Here is a 19207-nt window from a genome sequence, read left to right as displayed (position 1 = left end):
TGCGGCGGTTACGCAATCGGCTTTCCGCTGGTCGATGCCTTGAGCCGGACCTGACATTCGCCCTGGTAGACATGATTCTGCTGATAGCGGGAAAGTTCGGTCGCACGGGTCATGAAGAAGTTGGCGGTCTGCTTCACCGGATCATACTGGTTGATCACGATGACGTTTAGCAGATCGCCGGAAATCACCGCCGAGAGCTCGGTCCGCTCGGGCCAGTAATCGATCACCCGGTCGAAGGTCCCGTTCTTCGTGGGAGCAATGTTGCCGGGGTCTGCGATGATCCGGGTGCGCGGATCGACGGGTTCTGGATCGTCCTGCGGCTCGGGCGGCGGACTCGTCCGAACCGGGATGCCGGGGAGCACCAGCGTCAGCGGGTGGACGGCATCGTACTTGAGTTCGGCCGCGGTCTGCAGCTTTTCCGGATCGAAGTTGGTGATGTGGCGGATCGAACAGGTGAGCTGCCGCTCGGGCAGGCGCGCTGCCGCCGCGGGCTGGTTCGCGCTAGCGCGCTTCGCCTTTGCGGCTTGCACCGGCGAAAGCCCCGTGGCGCAGCCGAGTATGGCCGCGAGGATCACTGTCTTGATCAGCGGTGATGGTGCGTGCGTCATGATGGAGCTGCAACGATTCCTGCCAGAAACGGGACGGCCTCTCCTTCGATGGAAATTGTGTCAATCAAATGAAACAAAACCCGTTCAGGGCAGTTAATAATGGCTTGTTTGAACCCCTCGGTTATCCCCGGGTCCGCCGCGCTACGCGGATCGGCGGCAATGGCGCTGCTCGTGGCGGTTGCGGTACCGCAAGCAGCTTTTGCCGAAGACGCGACGGGGCAGGCCGGGCTGATGGTGCTCGGCGCTGCTGCTCCGGCACGGATCGGACCGGCGAGCACGCCGCTCTTCGTGCGCAGCGCTCCCGTTCCGGAGAGCGCGCCCACCTACAATCCGCTCACGGCTTATGCGCCCGCAGTCTCACCTGATGTTGACAGTCTTTCCGCTGCGGCAACGTCGCATGACCGCGCGCTCGATTGCCTGACCATGGCCATCGCCTACGAAGCCGGCCAGGAACCGATTGCCGGCCAGCAGGCCGTGGCGCAAGTGATCCTCAACCGCACCCGAGTCGCCCGGTTTCCGAGCTCTGTCTGCGGAGTTGTGTTCGAAGGATCCCAGCGTTCCACCGGCTGCCAGTTCACGTTCACGTGCGACGGCTCGATCCGTCGCCGCTTGCGTGATACCACGCTGGCGACCGCCCGGATGGCAGCTTTGTCTGTGCTCACTGGCCAGGCGCCAGACCGCGTGAGCGGGGCGACGCACTATCACGCCAACTACGTGAACCCTTATTGGGCCTACACCGGCACCCGCGTGGCGCAGATCGGTGCGCATATCTTCTACCGCATGCCGGGCGATGCGAACGGGTCTGCGGCCGCCACACCGACCAGCGAGGAGCCGGGGCTTGCCGCGCTCGCAGCGTCGCGTGTGCAGGCGCGTACCATGCCGCGCGCGCGCCAGCGGGTGGCACCGGGGGCGACGCGGCAACTGTTTGCACCGTGGGGTGTGCCGATGGCAGCCGCAAGTGATGCCACCGCGATGTTGCTCGGACAAAACTAGGCCGCTGCCAGATCCGGGTGCGGCCCGGTCTGCCGCTAGACGATCCGCCGCATGACGTAGGGATGGTCCGGCTTTCCGGTCAGTTCGACAATTGCCTGCAGGCGGTATCGCCCCCGACCGGGCGCGGTCGCTTGAACGGAAATGGTGATCGGCCGACCGGTCCATGACACCGTATCGGAAAAGGCGATCGCCGTGCGCTGGCCGTTCAGTTCGCGCTGGCGTTCGATACCGGCAATGGCGCCGCGGCTGTCGCCAACCGCGGCAAGCGCCTCAGGGCCGGCGTAGCGCGGATTGAACGGCACGGCGTTGCGCTCGACGGTGATGTACGGGCGGAGGCGGTCGACGAGCGCGGGCGTGAAGCCCCGGATCAGGCCAAGTTCGTCGATGCTCTGCACACCGCCATTGCGCGGCGTGATCCTGCGGCTTTCGTAATAGGGCGCTTCGGCACCGTCGGTGCGGGCCTCGTCATCATCGTCCTGCCAATCCAGCAGCGAATCGCGCGCGACCATCATCGCATGGCCTTCGAGACCGGCCTGGCTCAGCAGACGCTCGATCACTGGTTCTTCGAAAGCGTTGATGTTCACCTTGCCGCGCTCGTCGATCAAGGCGATGGAGAGGTGCGTCCCGGCGAAGTCGAGTTCCTGCGTGCGCCCATCGAGCAACGCGATTGTGGCGGCGTCGCGCTCGATCAGCCCGTGCAGGGCGATCGCCAGCCCGGCCTCTGCCGCCAGCCGCGTCTGCGCGCTCGTCAGTTCGCCTTGCCCCTTGGCGAGATCGATGCGGGTCGCGGTGATCACGACAAGCGCGATTGCGGCGAACACGGCCAGACTGGCCACAGCGGCGACGAGGGCAAAACCGCGTTCCCGCGGGTTTTGCGGCATGACGGTCATGGCTGCCTGGCGGAGCCCTGGAAGGGTTCGAGCTGGCGAATCTTCTGCTTCAGGGACTCGGTTGCAGCCCGCGCATCGTCGGCGTTGGCGATGATCTTGAGCTTGAGCAGCACGATCAGTTCGGTGCGCCGTTCGGTGTTGCGCTGGGTGCCGAACAGGCCGCCCACAATCGGGATCTGCGAGACCAGCGGGATGCCGTTCTTGCCGAAGCTTCTGGTGTCGCTGAACAGGCCGCCGAGCGCGATAACTTCGCCGTCGCGCACGGATACGGTCGAAGCGATGCGGCGGGTCGAGATTGTCGGGGATTGGCGCTGCGTCGCAGAGGTGCCGGACGCGGACGTGCTGATCTGGCTGACTTCCTGCGAAACATCGAGCTGGACCAGCCCGCTGGCATTGATGCGCGGGGTGATCTTCAGGATAACGCCGGTATCCTTGTACTCGATCGTGTTGATCACCGCATTGGTATTGCCGACCAGATTGGTGGCCGAACCGGTCGAGATCGGCACCTGATCGCCCACCTGCAGCGCCGCGCTCTGGTTGTTGAGCACGAGCAGCTTGGGTGCGGAGACGACCTTGACGTTGGTGCGTTCCTGCAGTGCGTTCAGCGTGGCGGTGATGCTGTTGCCGCCATAGAAGTAGGAGAAGCCGGGATAGATTTGTGTCGGCACAGATGTCGTGCCTTCGGAATAGCCGACCTGGTTCGAGCCGCTGAGGTAGTTCCACTGCACGCCGTAGCGCAGATCGTCGTTGAGGCTGACTTCGGTGATCGCCGCTTCGATCAGCACCTGGCGCGGAGCGACATCGATCTTGCGCAAGGCGGCCTCGATCGAGGCATATTCGCGCTGGGTGCCGAACACGATGATCGCGCTGTTGGTCTCGTCGGCGGTGATCCGGATTGTCGTTGCGGCGCCGCCGTTGCCGTTGCCGTTGCCCTGTGCCGTGCCGTCAGCAGCCGGCGCTTGCCCGAAGGCGGGGCGGGGGAGGTTCGCGCCCACTGTCGTCCCGTTCTGGACTGCGCCGAGCCCGTTGCCGCGCGCGCCGCCGGTCTGGTTCGGATCGCCTTGATCGGCGAAGGCATTGTTGCCGGAGTTGCCTTGCCCGCCGCTATCGTTGTTGGCCGTCCCGAAGGCCAGGTTGAGCGTACGCACCAGATCGCGGGTGCGCCCGTTCTGGACCTGATAGACGAACAGCCGGCGCTCGTTGCTGTCGCCCTCGCGATCGAGAATCTCGATCCAGCGCTTCACGTCAGCGAGATATTGCGGCTGCATGCTGATCGCGAGGATGCCGTTGAGCTCCTCCATGCTGATCAGGCGTACCAGCCCCCGGGTGGGCGAATCCGGCGCATTGATGAGCTTGTCGATCGACGGGACGATCAGCCGCGCATCGGTGCGATCGGGCACGAACAGCGCGAAGCTGGTGTTGCGCAGCCAATCGACATCGAACTGCTTGAGCAGATCGCGCGCGCTGGCGCGCTGGCCGGTGGTGCCGGCAATCGTGATGGCGCCCGTCTGCGGGTCGGTCGCGGTCACCACGCCGGGCAGGACGGAGTCGAGCACCTTGCGCACCTCATCGGCATTGATGAAGCGCAGCGTGTAGATCTCGCTGCCGAAGCCGGTCGCGTTCGCGGCAATGACGGCGCGTGCGGCGGCGGAGTTCTGGATTTCGAAGCCGCCGGCCACCGGCACCATCGCAAGATTGCTCTGGCGCAGGGCCTTCTCGAACAGATCGAGCAGCGACGACTTGGAAACCGGACCCGGCGTGACGAGGTTGACCCGGCCGGTCACGCCGCGCGCGATCGTGTAGTTCTTGCCGAGGATGTCGCGCAGCACGGCCTGTGCCACCACGGCGATATCGGCATCCGGGAAATTGACCGCAATGTCGCCCGGTTTCGTCTTCACATCGGCCGTCTTCGGAATGACCGGCTGCGGCTCGGTGCCCGGAACGACGGTCGTGCGGACCTTGTAATCGGTGTTGGCAGGCGGGGCCGACTGCGCCGGGGCGGGGCCGCTCTGGACGGCACCCGGATCGTCGATCTGCGCCAGTTCCGGGGTTGCCGGGATCGGCAGCTGCGGCGGCGCCGCGGCAAAGGCCGTGGTGCTGGTCAGGGCGATGACAAGGCTGGGCTTGAGGCGCATGGGGCGAGAGGTCATTGGCCGTCTTCCGAATCTTCAGGGGCGGGTGCGGCGGGCCCCGTGGGGATGGCGCCATAGGCTACGTTGAACTGTTCCGAGCCGCGCGACAGGCGGACGCCGGTGGGGGTCAGCGCGGAGATGCGCCATCCGGCCACAGTGCCGCCGGGCGCGACCTGGCGGATCCGGCCGCCGCGCTCCTGCACCACGGCGTAGAGCTGGCGTCCGTGCTTGATCGTCCCGGCAATCACCGCGCCGCCAAGGACATCGGTGGGTGCGGGGGCACCGCCAGCCGCCGCGGCGACGGGTGAGAATACGCTCCGGTCGGCAAGCGCGGCCGGAACCAGCACGCGCGGCACTGCGGGCGGCGGTGCGACCTGCTTGCCGCGCGCAGGCACGCCGGCAGTCGGCAGCTCCTCGCCATAAGGCAGCAGCAGCTGCAGCAGCGCGGCAGCCGCCAGCACCGGCAGGAGCAGCGCGGGCAGGCGCGCGCTGCTACCGCTTGGCGGCAGGGCGATAGGGGATCGAAGCTTCAATCTGAACATCCAATGCGGAAGCCTGTCCGGTCACCAGTGCTTCATCGGCGCCGATGACCAGGGTCGTCAGGGTGAGGTAGGGTTTGGCATTCTGCGCGTTTGCGAGAAGCTGCTTGAGCTGGCCCTCCGAGAGCCGCGCGGTGACGCGTACTGCGGCCTTGGCACCGTCTGCCGAGGCGATGTCCTCGCCGCCGCGAAACTCGCCGCCAAGCGCGATGATGGCGGTTTGCAACCGCTGGCGCAGCGCTTCGCCGGCCGTGGCGGCATCGGGCGCATCGGGCAGGAAATCGCCGAGCAGCTGCTCATGGGCTTCTGCCATCCGGCGCAGCCGCGGGATGGCGGCAATGTTGCGCGCGTTGGCGCTGTACTGGAGGGCATATTGCTCGCGCTGGGCTGCGCGTTCCTGGAATCCCGCGATCAGCGGCGCGATGATCACGAAGACCAGAAACGCCAGCACCGCTAGCAGGATGAGCAGCGCGACCGCTTGCGCTTGCCGGGGGGAGAGGCTGCGCGTGCTCATGGCTTTGTCATCCGCAAGGTGACTTCGAAGGGTTGGCCCAGCGGGTTTTGCGCGGCGGTCGACGCATCGCTGTAGCGCTGCACGCTGAGCCCGGCACGGCGCAGTCCGCCAGCCACGTCGGCCTGCTGCGGTCGGTAGCCGGTGATGCGCAGGTCATTCGCCTGCCCGTCGGCCTGCCCATTGGCGACCCACGTGTAGCGCTGCACCCAGGCGCCCGGCGGCAAGGCTGCGGCGACGCGCGAAAGCATTGCCAGTGGCTCGCCTTCGCTACGCGCCTTCACAGTGGCGGCGGCAAACTGATCCGCCTTCGCGATCCGCGCATTGATCCGGCGCACCGCGTTCACCGCCGGCTGCTGCTCGGCGATGCGCGCTTCGAACATGGCGGTGGCGGCCGTGTCACGCCAGACGAGCAAGCCGAGGTTGAGCGCAAACAGTACGCCGACCGCAATCCACAGCGGCAGGGCGCCACGATCGGCGTCGCGCACCAGCCCGGCCTTGCGGAATGCGGGGAGAAAGTCGATTGCATGGCCGGACTGCGGCTCCGGCGCTGCGGTCAGGATGGCGTGGCAGGGCTGTTCGAGCCGCGCTATCGCCACGCCGAGCGCCTCGGCCGAAGCACGCGGCATCGCGGCAACTTCGATCTGCATCCGGGCGTGGCCTTCGGCGCGCGCCGCGATCCGGGCGGCAAGGATCATGCCTTCGGTGCCCAGCGGCATGATCCTCGCCGCATCGAGCTGGATCATGCTTTCCATGTCGCGCGAGCTCATGGTCGGCCGCTCGATCGTGCGGCTCAGGCAGTACGCGGGGGGCAGGATAATCGTGACCGGGCCGGAGCGGCGGGGAGCAGCACCGGAGGGATCGGGCCGGGCGAGCAAGGCACCGGTGTCCGGCTCATAGTCCGCGAAGATCCTGCGGGACTCCTGCCATTCACGCAGACGCCCGGGTACCATGGCGGCGAGCTGGTCCAGCCACCAGCGCATGCCGTCTGCAATCCATTGCCCGACGGTGTGCATGTCTGCCTGGAGGATGCTGCGTCCGCTCATTCGGTGCCCCCGCACGTGCCTGTGCGCAGATCGCGTGCGCAAGTGTCGCCATTGGCGGCGCGCAGCCGCACTACCAGATCGGGCCAGGACCGCCTGTCGCCCGCAGGGAACTCGATCCGCACGCCGACGAGCGAAGGGAGCGTGGCCCGGTTCGACCACTGCAGCTGCCATGCCGGCAGCGTACCCGTGCCGGCGAGGGGACCGGTTCCGGGACCTAGATAGCGGACGGACATGCTGGACACGCCCGTCAGCAGGCGCTGCGCGGTCCACCCGGTCACTTCGCGCTGACGGCGGTCGACCGTCTCGTCGAGCGTGCTGATGCGGTAGAGCATCAGATCCCCGTTGCGTTCGAGCCGGACCCGGTAGCGCTGAAAGGCGTCGGGCGCGGCATTGTCCGGCGGCTGGCCATCGAACTCGAGGCCGAACTGGTTGCCGAAGAAATCCACGGCGCTGTTGTTCTGCGGGTTTACCGAGGGGTGAATGTCGCCCAGAAGATGGCGCAAGGTGAACTGCGCCTGCGCGATCTCGTCGATCTGCGCATCCTTCTGGCCGATAAACCGCTGGCGCAGGTCCATCCGGCCGATCCCGGTGACGAGCACGACCGACACCGAAGCGAGGATCGCGAGGCAGACGAGCATTTCCACGAGGGTAAAGCCGGCGGCGGCATGTGGGCGCGTCATGGCTTGATCCGCACCGTGGTGAGCCGCACGATCTCGCCGCGCCTCGCTCCGGCTACGCCGACCGCGACCGAGATCTGTTCAAGCGGATGGCGATCAAGCGGATCGGCCAGCTGCTGGTAGGGTTGACGCACGACACGCCAGCCGTAGGCGCCCCACTGGCCCTGAAGCGGCGCAGTAGGGTCCGCCGTCTGATCGAGCACCGATTGCGCGATCATCAGGCCTTCGCGGCGCTGCTGCACGGCGAGGCGCGTGCGGGCATCCTGACCCACGGTGCCCACCAAAGCGGCAGTCATCGCGGCCACGATGGCGAGCGCGATCAGCAGTTCGATCAGTGTGAAACCCAGTTCCCGGGCCTCTCGCGGGGTGGAAGCGGCGGAACTCACGGCAGGAACACGAGGCGCGAGGTGGCGGGGTCGACGCGGAAACGGCTGCCGCGGCCTGCAGCAGCAATGGCACCATCGCCGCCATTTGCGGTGCCATCGGGAAAGAAAGCAAATCCCTGCGTGGGCCATTCGAGCTGGACGGACTCCGGCAGGCTGCGGGCGGGGCGACCTGAGGATGACAGCAGCATCCGGCGCGGCGCCGACCATGACACGCGCACCGGCGCTGCGCCGGCAATGGCATCGGCGCGCGCCTGCGTGAGCACGAGCGCCGTCGTCATCCGCGCCTCGGCTGCGGCACTTTGCCCGAGGCGGTGCTGCAAGGCCGGAAACGCGATCCCGGCCAGCAAGGCCGCGACGGCCAGCGCCACCAGCAGTTCGATCAAGGTAAATCCGTCGTCGCGGGGGCAGCCGCGCCGACGCTCACCAGTTGCCGACATCTTTCGCCTCACCGCTGCCGCCGGCGGCACCATCCGAGCCGTAGCTGTAGACATCGACTTCGCCGTGATCGCCCGGCGACTTGAACAGGTAGGGCTTGCCCCAGGGATCGTTGAGCGCGGCCGCATCGGCGATATAGGGCCCGTTCCAGTTCGTATCGCTGGGCGGCGCCTTCACCAGCGCGCCGAGGCCTTCCGCGCTGGTGGGGTAGCGTCCGGCGTCGAGCTTGTAGAGTTCAAGCGCGGCGGCGATGTTCTTGGTCTGGATCTGGGCGGTCTGCGTGCGCGAGCTGCCAAGATACTTGATCACTTGCGGCCCGACGATCGCCGCAAGCAGGCCGAGGATGGCGAGCACCACCAGCAGTTCGATCAGCGTGAAGCCCCGCTCGTTCCGGTTGTTCTTGTTCATCAGGATACTGCCAGTTCATTGAAGCCGAGAATTGCGGACATGACCGCAGCGATGATCGCCGCCACGGCCGTGCCCAGCACGATGGTGATGGCCGGCGTCAGAATGGCGACAAGCCGCTCCAGCCGGGTGCGCACATCGCGGTCGAGCACCACTGCCAGCCGCGAGAGCATGAGGGCCAGCTGCGATGTTTCCTCGCCGGTGCGGATGAAGCCGATGGCAAGGTGCGGCAACATGCCGGTCGCGGCAAGCGGCGCCGAAAGACCGCCGCCTTCGCGCACCCCCTCGGCAATCGTGGCGATCGCGGTGGAAATCGCGGTGTTGCCGATAGTGCGCTGCGACAGCGCCAGCGCATTGGGCAGTGGAACTCCGCCCTCGAGCAAGGCGCCGAGCGTGTGCGAGAACCGCGCGATCTCGATGCGCTTCACCAGGTCTCCGACCAGCGGGAGGCCCAGCATGAGCTGGTCGAAGCGGATGCGGCTGGCGGGCCGGGCCAGCAGGTTGCGCAGCGCGAGGCCCAGCGCGACCAGTCCCGCGAGGAGCCAGAGCCCGTAGGCGCGCAGGAACTGGCTGGCCGCGATGACCGCCATCGAAGCGAACGGCAGCTCGACCTTGTTGGTATCAAGCAGCCGTTCGAACTGCGGCACGACGAACAGCAACATCATCAGGATCACCCCGACCGCGATCACCGACAGCGCGATGGGATAGATCATCGAGGTAATCACCAGCCGCCGCAGTTCGGCAGCCTGTTCCAGCATCTGCGAAAGGCGCTCCATCGCCTCGCCCAGCTTGCCGTTGGCCTCGCCCGCTTCCGCCATCGCGGCCTCGCCGGGGCTGAACAGCGCCGGATTGTCGAGCATGGCGCGCGAGATCGGCGCGCCTTCGCGCACCGCGCTGAGCAGCATGCCCATAGCTTCGGCCGCTGCGGGATCGTCGATATTGCCGACCGCCAGCGCGAGCGCCCGGTCCAGCGGCAGGCCCGCCTTGAGCAGCACGGCCAGTTCGGCGATCACGGCGCGGCTGATCGCGCTGTTGCGCCGGGATATCGGCTCGCCGGACGGGGTTGCTGCCGAACCTGCCGGGATCAGGCGCAGCTCGACCGGCGTGTTGCCGCTGCGCCGGATCTGGGCCAGCGCCTCGCTTTCATTGGCCGCATCAACCTGCCCGGCCACAATCCGGCCGTCTGCGCGCATAGCTCGGTAGCGAAAGGCGGGCGCCGCGTTCATTCGCCGCTCGCGACCCGCAGCACTTCCTCGATCGTCGTCAGCCCTTGCGCGGCCTTGGCGAAGCCTTCCTGCAGCAGCGAGCGATGTCCCGCCGCACTGGCGCATTCCTCGATCTGGCGCGCATCGGCGCGTTTCAGGATCAGGCGCGCGATCGCATCGTCGACCGGCAGGAAATCGAACACCGCGATCCGTCCGCTGTAGCCGGTGCCGTGGCAGGCGGTGCAGCCGGCCGCGCGGTGGAAGTGGCCGGCCAGCGCGGCCGCAGTGTCGAGGCCTAGCGTGGCCAGCAGTGCCTCGTCCGGCACGAACGGAACGCGGCACTGGAGGCACAGGCGGCGGACCAGTCGCTGCGCCAGCACGCCCGCCAGCACCGAGCTCAGGAGGAACGGCTCCACGTCCATATCGATCAGGCGCGTGATCGCGCCCGCCGCCGTATTGGTGTGGAGCGTCGAGAGGATCATATGGCCGGTGAGCGCGGCCTGCACGGCGATCTGCGCCGTCTCGGTATCGCGGATTTCGCCGACCATGATCGCATCGGGATCCTGCCGCAGGAACGAGCGGAGCGCCGTGGCGAACGAGAAGCCGATGCCCGGCTGCACCTGGGTCTGGACAATGCCCGGCAGGCGGTACTCGATGGGATCTTCCACCGTCAGCAGCTTGCGCTCGACCTGGTTGAGTTCGGCCAGCGCGGCATAGAGCGTGGTGGTCTTGCCGCTGCCGGTCGGCCCGGTCACCAGCACGATCCCGTAAGGCCGGTGGATCGCCTCGCGGAACTGCTCGACCAGCCGGTTGTCGAGGCCGAGTGCGGCGAACTCGAGCTTCAGATTGGACCTGTCGAGAATGCGCAGGACCGCGCTTTCGCCGTGGATCGAGGGCGCGGTGGCGACGCGCAGATCGATCTCGTGCCCGCGCACCGCCAGCCGGAGACGGCCATCCTGCGGAATGCGGCGCTCGGCGATATCGAGCCCGGCCATGACCTTGATGCGCGCCACCACCGATGCGCGCATCGCCTGCGGCAGCCGGGTGACAAGCCGCAGCATGCCGTCGATGCGGAAGCGCACGACCAGGCTGTCATCGGTCGGCTCAAGGTGAATGTCCGAGGCGTTTGCATCGACCGCTTCGGCAATCAGGCGGTTGACCGCGCGGATGGCCGGGGCGTCGCTGGTGAGGTCGCGCATCCGGTCGATGTCGCCGGTTTCGACCGTATCCTCGATCGCTGCCCTATCCGTGCCGTCCTGGCACAGACGTTCGATCGCCGCTTCGATATCGCTGGCGCGCGCAATCATGCGATCGACACGGCGCTTGAACAGGAAGTGGAACGCGCTCTCGACAAACGGGTCGTAGGGATCGACCACTGCGACGCAGACCCGCGCATCGTCGATCGCAATCGGAACAGCGCGGATATCGCGCAGAAATTCGGCTTCGATCGGCTGCTCCAGTGCGACCTGACCACGCAGCCGGTCGGCCGGTGCCATCGGCATCCCGCTGGCGTCGGAGAGCTGCTCGCACAGCGACTGCTCCGACATCAGGCCAAGGCGCGTGACCACCGAGTCGATGCGCTCGCCGCTTTCCTGCTGCACCAATCGCGCACGGGAGAGCGCCTCGCGCGAAAGGAGCGCGCGCGCTTCCAAAACGGCGGCAATCGAGTTTTCGCTGTGCTGCGTGGTCCCGGCGTCGGACGTGGCCGACAGGGCATGGGCTTGATCTTGTTCGGAATCGGTTCCGGCGCCGGGCCGGAGCGATTGTCCGGGCGAAGCGCCAGCGACTGCCAGGATCTTTGCTTTACCGAGCACATTAACCCTCGCGGTCAGACCGGAAGCGGCATGGCTTTCGCTCGTGATGGCCCAAACCAATTGCCATTGCCGGATCAACCACTCCCCGTCGCGCCGCCTTATGGGGCCAATGCGTCATTTGTGTTACGAACGCCGACCCACGCCTGGGCAGCGCCAAAGCGGTCCGGAATGCGCGCGCCGGGTTGGCGACAGTGCCGCGAAATGGCGATTTTTCGCCTTTTTTCAAGGATCGACAGGGTCAAGCCTGGGCTGTGCGTCCGGACGCCGGCGGGCGCGGCTGATATTCAGAGACTGCAACAAAAGAATCACGTTGCTGTCATTTGCCGAGTCTAATGACCGCTTCGCCAACCGCAGATTGGGTTGGGACTCGGGGGCGCTAAGAACAAATTCCGGGAAGCTGCAGAGCGTATCGATCAAGAACTTGATCGGGCTTGCTCGTGACGAGCCCAGTTTGGACCAGTTCCATATCGCGAATCGGAGAGTTAATTCGAAGTATTGAACTGGATTCAGTATATATTCTGCACATCTTTCGGATTTTGAACGGCCAACTCATTCTGATTCAACGTCAGTATTGGTTACGATATCCTTCAGGAGGAATTATCAAATGGTTAATGTGAAGTCTCTGCTTCTGGCCGCGACTGCTGTCGCCGGTACGGTTGCATCGCCCGCCTTCGCGCAGCAGATCCCGCTGCCTGCCCCGGCAACCGCTGATGGCGCGCTGCACGGCGCCGGTGCTTCGTCGGTCCAGAACATTGTGGCCCGCAGCTTCAACTGCCTCAGCGCTGTCGACAACCAGCGCGGTACGTCGACGAGCGCAACCTCGCTGACCACCCTGACGCAGGGTCAGTTCAACGGCACCATCCCCATCAACTGCGCGCTCCCGGCGGACGCGGTGCAGACCAACGTCCAGGGCAAGTACATCGCGACCGGTTCGGGCTTCGGCCGCACCGTCTGGGCTGATTTCGCCAACGACTTCCGCGGTGGTACTGGTCCGACCGTGTCGAGCAGCGTGTACAACCCGTTCGTGACCGCGCCCGACGTGTGGAGCAACGTACAGTTCGGCTTCTCTGACGCCGGCGTTTCGCCTGCGGACATCACCACCTACAACACGCGCGCGGCGCCGAGCGCCGGTGCGGCGATCTCGTTCCCGCTCTACCTGCTCCCCGTCGCGATCGCCTACAGCTCGACCTACGGCATCAACGGCTCGAATCAGCCGATGGTGTTCAACGCCAAGGGCCGTGGCATCGCGCCTGCCGGTGGCACCGCCGTTGCGGCGATCAAGCTTTCGAAGGCTGCCTACTGCGGCATCTTCAACGGCACGTTGACCAACTGGAACGATTCGACGTTCACCGTGCTCAACGGCAACACCCCGCTGTTCGACACGGTCAACGACACCGCTTCGCGCTGGGCTGCCGATGGTGCGCCGATCCGTCTCGTCGGCCGTATGGACCGTTCGGGCACGACCGATATCTTCACGCGCCACCTCGCGCAGGTCTGCAACCCCACCAGCGCGCCCGGGATCCCCGAGCGTCGTTCGGCGCCCACGGCGACCCTGCCGACCGGCCGTCTGCTCTCCCCTGCGGTTCCGGCTTTCACCGGCACGAACCGCTTTACGCAGGCTGCCGAATCGCTGCCTTACAACACGGCAACCGGGATCGACTTCCGCAGCGTGCGGTCGGACACCGGCTACCGTGTGAACAACAGCAGCTCGACGGCCTTCGCCGGCACCATCAACTCGATCTCGGGTGACTACTTCAACGGCACCGCGATCGTGAATGTTGCCAATACGGGCACGAACCCCAGCGTTGCCGGCCCGACCTCGATGCCGACCGGCAGCGTGGGCAGCGGCTACTTCCTGCTGGCAGATGGCAGCTCGCGCGTTGCCGCGGCGATCACGTTCGCTCCGGACTACGTGCTGAACGGCGTGCGCCTCAACGGCAAGGTCGGTTACATCTCGGCCGACTTCGTCACTCCTTCGGTTGACGCGATTGCCGGTCTCTCGGCCGCCACGCTGCAGGTTGGCGTGTCGACGACGCTCTATGCCAACCCGACCGCTGCAGCCGCCCGTACCGCGCTCGGCACGATCCTGCCGCCGCAGTCGGATACCGCTGGCCTGTTCGTTTCGGCCACGCCTGACAGCCGTAATGTCCGCGCGCTGACCGGCACCGACCCGGTGCCCGCGACGCGTGCGAACCCGGTTGCCTGGGCTGACGTCCTCTATGCGGACACCAACCAGTCGCTGGCACGGCCGGCGCTGGGTTACCCCATCACGGGTACCACCCAGGTCCTGCTGTACACCTGCTACAACGGTGCGAACCGCGAAGCCATGGTCTCCTACCTCGGTTGGACCCTTGGTCAGTACGGTACCAAGGGTGATGGTACCCCGGCGCCCACGGGTCTGCTGAACGGCGTGGTTGCCGCCACTCCGGGTGTGCTCTTCCAGAACAACATCGCCGTTGTTCCGGCGAACTGGACGAAGGCGATCGTGAACACGTTCCTTTCGAACCCGACGGCCGAGACGGCTCTGGGTGCGCAGAACCTGTGGATCCAGAACCGCACGATCCCGGCCTACCAGACGGCAACGCAGGACATCTACTACGGCGATACGGCCAATGGTGCGCCGGCTGCGACCGCGACCAACCCGGTCACCAAGATCTGGCGGGCTGCCAAGCCGAACATCCGCATCCCGACCGCTGCAAACCCGACCTGCGCGGGCCGCACGGGCGCCTGATCTTCCGATCACGGCACAGGCTGAACGAGGAGGGCTCCGGAGCAATCCGGGGCCCTCTTTGTTTACCTTTTTCCAGCCCGGGAAAGGGCCTGCCAACGCATCACCAGACTGTCACACAGATTAAACACTGCCCCTCCACAGACCCCTTACACAGGGGTTCGGGGAATCAGATTGCGATGGGCGGGCTTAGTGCACATGTTTTACGTGCGAGCTTGCCACTGGCATCGCTGCTGGTGCCCGCATCGTCAGCCTGGGCTGCGCAAGCGGCCGAGCCAGCGGCGCCCGCGGGGCAGGCGGCACCAACGGGTGCGGCGACGCCAGCCGGCGCGGAGCGTGCGCCCGACAAGTTCTTTATCCAGGCCTACGACATTTCCGGCGCGACCGTGCTGCCGGCGAGCGAAATCGAGCGTCTGGTCTATGCCCATTCCGGTCCCGATCGGACCGATGCCGATGTCGAGGCTGCGCGCAAGGCCTTGCAGGACGCCTATGCCGCACGCGGCTATGGCGCGGCGGTGGTGGAAGTGCCCGTGCAGGAGCGCGAGACGTTTGCCCAAGGCGTGATCCGGATCGCGGTCAACGAAGTACCGGTCGGGCAAGTGCGGGTCACCGACAGCCGCTATCATTCCTTGTGGGTGGCGCGCCGTCAGGTGCCGTCGCTGGTCGAGGGCAAGCCGCTCAACATTCCCGCCTTGCAGGCGGACATGACCATGGCCAACCGGTTTCCCGACCGCACGCTCAATCCGATCTTCAAGCCGGGCAGGGCTCCCGGCACGATCGACGTCGATCTCAATGTCGACGACCAGCGGCCGCTGCATGCCAGCGTCAATATCAACAACGACGCCAGCCCGGCAACGACGCAGCTGCGCCTCATCAGCACGGTCCGCTATACCAATCTGTTCCAGACCGGGCAGGCCGCGACGTTCACGTACATCGTCTCGCCGCTCAAGCGCGAAGAGACGGAAGTCTTTTCCGGCTCCTACTCGTTTCCGCTGCTGCGCACGCCGTGGAGCATCGCGATTTCCGGGTACTACTCCAACAGCAACATCTCGGCATTGGGCGGCACCAACGTGCTGGGCAACGGTTATCAGGTCGGCGCGCGTGCGATCTATCACCTTGCCACGTCCCGCACCCAGCAGCAGTTCAGCTTCGGGTTCGATTACAAGAACTTCAAGCAGAATATCCAGGTCGCTGGCGTTCAAACCAGCACCGCGCCGATCCGCTATCTGCCGATTGAACTGGAATACATGCTTTCCGGTGGCAGTGAACGGGTCAACTACTCGGTCTCGCTGGCGACAACAATCGGCCTCCGGGCGATCAGGCCGAAGGTCTGCGCGAGCCTGACCGGGCCTTGCGTGCTGGTCGATGCGTTCCGCAACCGCGAGCAGTTCAGCAACGAGAACTTCGTTCGCGGCGATCTTTCGGTCGATCTGTCCTACGCCTTCAAGAACGATATCGTCGCCGCGTTCCGGTTGAACGCGCAGCTGGCGGATTCGCATCTCATCACCAACGAGCAGTTTTCCGCCGGCGGCCTGCGCAGCGTGCGCGGATACTACTCGTCCGAAGCGGTGGGCGACAACGGGATCGGGCCGAGCCTTGAGGTGCGCTCGCCATCGCTGGCTGGCAGCTTCGGCAAGTGGCTGACCGAAGCGCGGTTCTTCGCGTTTGGCGATGCTTCTTTCCTGCGCGTGCTGAACCCCTTGCCCGAACAGACTTCGAGCTTCGCGCTCGTCGGCATCGGCGGCGGTCTGAGGGTCCGAATTTTTGACCGGATTTCCGGTGAAGTCCTGGGGGCGGTCGCGATGACCGGCGGCCCGGTGACCAAGCGGGGTGCGCCCCGCGTGAGCTTCGATGTGAAGGGGGAATTCTGAGTGTTTCAGGCAACCGTGAAAACAGCGATCCTGCGCCTGTTGCTGGCGCTCGTCCTGTCGCTGGGGCTGGCCTCTCCGGCCGCCGCAGAGGGTGAGTCTGCCGGCTGGTGGAACAAGGAGTGGAGCTATCGCAAGGCGGTGACGGTCGATACTTCGCCGACCGGCGTCAACGTCAGTGGTGCGATCGGCCGTACGGTGGTGCTGGTGCGCCTGCACAGCGGCAATTTCACTTTCACCGATGCGATGGACAACGGTGCGGATGTCCGCTTCGTCGATTCCGACGACAAGACGCCGCTGCCTTACCATATCGAGCAGTACGATGCGGCCACGGGCATCGCCACGGTGTGGGTTTCGGTGCCGAACCTGACCGGCGGAGAAAAGAAGAAGATCTGGCTCTATTTCGGCAACAAGTCGGCGCCGGTCGGCGCGGACGTGCCGGGGACCTTCGATCCCGACTACACCGCCGTCTACCACTTCAGCGAGAAGCCTGGCCAGCCGGCCACTGATTCCACCGCCAATGCGAACTCGTCCAAAGTGGCGCCCCCGGGGGTCGACGAGAGCGGGATTGTCGGCCGCGCAGCCCAGTTCCCCGGGCAGGGCGCGCTGGCGATCGATGGCAGCGGCTCGCTCGCGATGACCGCCGGTGCTCCCTTCACCTTCACGGCCTGGGTCAAGCCGCAGCAGCTGAACGGTCAGCAGGCCATCTTCGCGCGCGGCGGGCTGGTGATCGGGCTGAACGCGGGCGTCCCCTTCGCCTCGGGTCCCGGTGTCTCGGTTTCCGGCAAGACCGCTGTGAAGCAGGGCGAATGGAGCCACATCGCTTTCGTTTCCGACGGCAAGGCCTTCTTCATCTACATCAACGGCACCGAGCAGGGCACGGCGGCAGGCGCGATGCCGGCTCTGGATGGCCCGATCAGCATCGGCGGCGAGACCAGCCAGCCCTACACCGGCGCGCTCGACGAAGTGCGCCTTTCCAAGACCGCACGGCCTGCGGCGATGCTGCTGGCAATGGCGCAGGCCGAAGGACCGGGCGGCAAGCTCGTCTCGGTTTCGGAGACCGCCGAGAAGCAGAGCTCGGGCAGCGGCGTGCTCGGGTTCATCATCAGCAAGCTGGAGCCGATCGACACAGTCATCATCGGGCTGTGCATGCTGCTGCTGGCGGCGGCGATCGCGCTGATGACCGTCAAGGTCCGCTACCTCAACGCGGCGGACAAGGCGAACAAGCGTTTCCTGCGCTATTTCGAGGCCATGCGCGACGATTTCCGTCCGCTGGATCAGGCCGAAGGCGTGACCCCGCAGGAAGCGGCCATGATGAACCGCGCTTCGCCGCTGGCGCGGCTCTATGAAGTGGGCTTCGAGGAGCTCTATGAGCGCGTGGTCGCAGCCGGCAACCGGCCGCTCTCGAGCCAGGCCGTCAACTCGATGCGCGCCGCGGTGGACTCGCAGTTCGTCAAGGAAAACCAGAAGCTCGACCACCTGGTCGTGATTCTCACCATCGCGATCTCGGGTGGTCCGTTCATCGGCCTGCTCGGTACCGTGGTGGGCGTCATGACCGTGTTCGGCGGCGTGGCGATGGCGGGCGACGTCAACGTGAACGCGATCGCGCCGGGTATCGCGGCGGCGCTGCTGGCGACGATCGCGGGCCTTGCCTGCGCCATCCCGTCGCTGTTCGGATACAACTATCTTAACGGCCGCATCAGCGGGCTGGCGGATCAGATGCGCGTGTTCATCGAGCAGCTCATCACCCGCATGGCCGAAGTGCAGGCCAATGCCGCGCAAGCCTTCAACGATCAGCAGTAAGGAAACCGACCGATGCAGGTAGGTGGCGGCCGCAAGGCCTATGACGATATCAACATCACCCCGATGCTGGACCTGGCCTACGTGCTGCTGGTCATCTTCATCCTGATGGCGACGGCTTCGGTGCAGGGGATCAAAGTCGATCTGCCCAAGGCGAGCTCGGCCAAGAGTCTCGTCCAGCCCAAGACCATCGCGATAACGGTGAACAACCAGGGCCAGATCTTCATGGACGCGTTCCCGGTCACGCTGGCCGACCTTGAGACGCGCCTGCGCAATGCCAAGGCCTCGAACCCCGACGTGCCGATCGTGCTGAAGGGCGACCAGACCGCGCAATACGGCAAGATCACCGAAGTGCTCGACTTGTGCCGCCAGCTCGACCTGAACAAGGTCGGTCTCGTCACCGGCAAGCCGACCGCCGCCTGATAGCCGGACCGGACCCAGAGCAGACCGCGCCGTGGCCAGACAACCATCCCTTCCGGATCCCGAAGAGCAGGGATCACGCCGCGGGCTGCTGATCGCAGTCGGCGCGGTGGTGGTGATTGCCGTGCTGTGGCTTGCCTATTCGGCGCTGACCGCGACCAAGGGCGTGAAGGTCGAAGCGCCGCCGCCCGCGGTGGTTTCGATGCTGCCCCCGCCGCCACCGCCACCGCCTCCTCCGCCGCCGCAGCCCAAGCCGCCCGAGCCGCAGGAAAAGGCCGCGCCCGTGCCCAGCGTCGAGCCGCCCAAGGCCGCGCCTGCACCGGCAGCGGTTTCGATCAATGGCCCCGCGCAGGCGGGCAGCGACGCTTTCGGTCTGCAATCGGGCAATGGCGGCGGCCTCGGCGGCGGCGGCTCCACCGGCGCCTGCACCGGCCCCGCTTGCGGCGGCACGGGCATGAGCGAGGTGTTCTATCGCCGCTATCTGAGCGCGGTCCTGCAGGAAAAGGTGCAGCGCGACGACCGCGTCAACCGGCTCGTGTTCAGCGCCGACTTTGCGATCACCATTTCGCCTTCGGGCCGCATCACTTCGGCCAGTCTGCTCAAGACGAGCGGGCGTGACGACCGCGATGCTGCGCTCAAGGCCATTCTGCTTGCCATTTCCAATCTCGATCCGCCGCCCAGCGGGGTCCGGTTTCCGCAGCGGATCACGGTTCGAGGCAGGCGTTCGCTTTGAGCACGCCTGAACGCATT

General features: G+C 66.1%; 18 protein-coding genes. 6 read left to right on the top strand and 12 right to left on the bottom strand.

Features of this window, described 5'->3' with window-relative positions:
* Window positions 1-8 precede the first annotated feature (8 nt).
* Window positions 9-608, bottom strand: coding sequence for a hypothetical protein (locus tag IP83_RS03580; protein ID WP_054120842.1), 600 nt, complete (start codon window positions 606-608; stop codon window positions 9-11).
* Window positions 609-767: 159 nt separating this feature from the next.
* On the opposite strand from IP83_RS03580, the gene IP83_RS03575 reads away from it, so the two are divergent.
* Window positions 768-1601 (top strand): cell wall hydrolase, encoded by an 834-nt coding sequence (locus IP83_RS03575; protein WP_054120841.1) that lies wholly within the window; start codon window positions 768-770, stop codon window positions 1599-1601.
* 35 nt (window positions 1602-1636) lie between these two features.
* Here IP83_RS03575 and IP83_RS03570 read toward each other — a convergent pair whose 3' ends face one another.
* Genes IP83_RS03570 through IP83_RS03520 form a run of 11 tightly spaced genes read right to left on the bottom strand, consistent with a single transcriptional unit; the run spans window position 1637 to window position 11641 of the window.
* Complete coding sequence (locus tag IP83_RS03570) at window positions 1637-2437, bottom strand: general secretion pathway protein GspK (RefSeq protein ID WP_231624888.1); 801 nt, start codon at window positions 2435-2437, stop codon at window positions 1637-1639.
* A 50-nt stretch (window positions 2438-2487) separates the two neighbouring features.
* Window positions 2488-4641, bottom strand: coding sequence for a type II secretion system secretin GspD (gene gspD, locus IP83_RS03565; RefSeq protein ID WP_082364457.1), 2154 nt, complete (start codon window positions 4639-4641; stop codon window positions 2488-2490).
* Entirely contained in the window at window positions 4638-5156 is a 519-nt protein-coding gene (locus IP83_RS03560; protein ID WP_156309563.1) for a hypothetical protein, read from the bottom strand. The genes gspD and IP83_RS03560 overlap by 4 nt, the downstream gene beginning before the upstream one ends.
* Window positions 5116-5676, bottom strand: a complete 561-nt coding sequence (gene gspM / locus IP83_RS03555; RefSeq protein ID WP_054120837.1) for a type II secretion system protein GspM — start codon at window positions 5674-5676, stop codon at window positions 5116-5118. The genes IP83_RS03560 and gspM overlap by 41 nt, the downstream gene beginning before the upstream one ends.
* Entirely contained in the window at window positions 5673-6719 is a 1047-nt protein-coding gene (locus tag IP83_RS03550) for a hypothetical protein (protein WP_054120836.1), read from the bottom strand. Before IP83_RS03550 ends, gspM begins: the two co-directional genes overlap by 4 nt.
* Window positions 6716-7399, bottom strand: a complete 684-nt coding sequence (locus IP83_RS03545; RefSeq protein WP_054120835.1) for a prepilin-type N-terminal cleavage/methylation domain-containing protein — start codon at window positions 7397-7399, stop codon at window positions 6716-6718. The genes IP83_RS03550 and IP83_RS03545 overlap by 4 nt, the downstream gene beginning before the upstream one ends.
* Window positions 7396-7782: a type II secretion system protein gene (locus tag IP83_RS03540; RefSeq protein ID WP_054120834.1), complete on the bottom strand. Its 387-nt coding sequence runs from the start codon at window positions 7780-7782 to the stop codon at window positions 7396-7398. Before IP83_RS03540 ends, IP83_RS03545 begins: the two co-directional genes overlap by 4 nt.
* Complete coding sequence (locus tag IP83_RS03535; protein ID WP_197274267.1) at window positions 7779-8219, bottom strand: prepilin-type N-terminal cleavage/methylation domain-containing protein; 441 nt, start codon at window positions 8217-8219, stop codon at window positions 7779-7781. Before IP83_RS03535 ends, IP83_RS03540 begins: the two co-directional genes overlap by 4 nt.
* Window positions 8203-8625 (bottom strand): type II secretion system major pseudopilin GspG, encoded by a 423-nt coding sequence (gspG, locus tag IP83_RS03530; protein ID WP_054120832.1) that lies wholly within the window; start codon window positions 8623-8625, stop codon window positions 8203-8205. Before gspG ends, IP83_RS03535 begins: the two co-directional genes overlap by 17 nt.
* Window positions 8625-9794, bottom strand: a complete 1170-nt coding sequence (locus IP83_RS03525) for a type II secretion system F family protein (protein WP_231624887.1) — start codon at window positions 9792-9794, stop codon at window positions 8625-8627. The genes gspG and IP83_RS03525 overlap by 1 nt, the downstream gene beginning before the upstream one ends.
* Window positions 9795-9844: 50 nt before the next feature.
* Entirely contained in the window at window positions 9845-11641 is a 1797-nt protein-coding gene (locus IP83_RS03520) for a GspE/PulE family protein (RefSeq protein ID WP_231624886.1), read from the bottom strand.
* Between the two features lie 604 nt (window positions 11642-12245).
* Between IP83_RS03520 and IP83_RS03515 the strand changes: the two genes are divergently transcribed.
* The 5 genes from IP83_RS03515 to IP83_RS19815 all read left to right on the top strand — a co-directional run bounded on the left by IP83_RS03515 (window position 12246) and on the right by IP83_RS19815 (window position 19190).
* Window positions 12246-14372, top strand: coding sequence for a substrate-binding domain-containing protein (locus tag IP83_RS03515; RefSeq protein ID WP_082364454.1), 2127 nt, complete (start codon window positions 12246-12248; stop codon window positions 14370-14372).
* 233 nt (window positions 14373-14605) lie between these two features.
* Entirely contained in the window at window positions 14606-16240 is a 1635-nt protein-coding gene (locus IP83_RS03510; RefSeq protein ID WP_197274266.1) for a ShlB/FhaC/HecB family hemolysin secretion/activation protein, read from the top strand.
* Between the two features lie 15 nt (window positions 16241-16255).
* On the top strand, window positions 16256-18040 hold the full coding sequence (locus IP83_RS03505) for a DUF2341 domain-containing protein (RefSeq protein ID WP_156309562.1): 1785 nt from the start codon (window positions 16256-16258) through the stop codon (window positions 18038-18040).
* 12 nt (window positions 18041-18052) lie between these two features.
* Window positions 18053-18460: a biopolymer transporter ExbD gene (locus tag IP83_RS03500; RefSeq protein ID WP_054120827.1), complete on the top strand. Its 408-nt coding sequence runs from the start codon at window positions 18053-18055 to the stop codon at window positions 18458-18460.
* Between the two features lie 31 nt (window positions 18461-18491).
* A complete protein-coding gene (locus IP83_RS19815) occupies window positions 18492-19190 on the top strand; it encodes a TonB C-terminal domain-containing protein (protein WP_054120826.1) in 699 nt (232 codons plus the stop codon).
* Window positions 19191-19207 lie beyond the last annotated feature (17 nt).

Source organism: Novosphingobium sp. AAP93 (genome assembly GCF_001296055.1).
Lineage (GTDB): Bacteria > Pseudomonadota > Alphaproteobacteria > Sphingomonadales > Sphingomonadaceae > Novosphingobium.
The sequence above is the reverse complement of the archived record's forward strand: the minus strand, read 5'-3'. Positions and strand labels throughout refer to the sequence as shown.

Excerpts from the sequence above, each read along its gene's own strand:
- IP83_RS03580 (WP_054120842.1), bottom strand. The coding sequence starts at position 608 with ATGACGCACGCACCATCACCGCTGATCAAGACAGTGATCCTCGCGGCC.
- IP83_RS03575 (WP_054120841.1), top strand. The coding sequence starts at position 768 with ATGGCGCTGCTCGTGGCGGTTGCGGTACCGCAAGCAGCTTTTGCCGAA.
- gspD (WP_082364457.1), bottom strand. The coding sequence starts at position 4,641 with ATGACCTCTCGCCCCATGCGCCTCAAGCCCAGCCTTGTCATCGCCCTG.
- gspM (WP_054120837.1), bottom strand. The coding sequence starts at position 5,676 with ATGAGCACGCGCAGCCTCTCCCCCCGGCAAGCGCAAGCGGTCGCGCTG.
- IP83_RS03550 (WP_054120836.1), bottom strand. The coding sequence starts at position 6,719 with ATGAGCGGACGCAGCATCCTCCAGGCAGACATGCACACCGTCGGGCAA.
- IP83_RS03545 (WP_054120835.1), bottom strand. The coding sequence starts at position 7,399 with ATGACGCGCCCACATGCCGCCGCCGGCTTTACCCTCGTGGAAATGCTC.
- IP83_RS03535 (WP_197274267.1), bottom strand. The coding sequence starts at position 8,219 with ATGTCGGCAACTGGTGAGCGTCGGCGCGGCTGCCCCCGCGACGACGGA.
- gspG (WP_054120832.1), bottom strand. The coding sequence starts at position 8,625 with ATGAACAAGAACAACCGGAACGAGCGGGGCTTCACGCTGATCGAACTG.
- IP83_RS03515 (WP_082364454.1), top strand. The coding sequence starts at position 12,246 with ATGGTTAATGTGAAGTCTCTGCTTCTGGCCGCGACTGCTGTCGCCGGT.
- IP83_RS03500 (WP_054120827.1), top strand. The coding sequence starts at position 18,053 with ATGCAGGTAGGTGGCGGCCGCAAGGCCTATGACGATATCAACATCACC.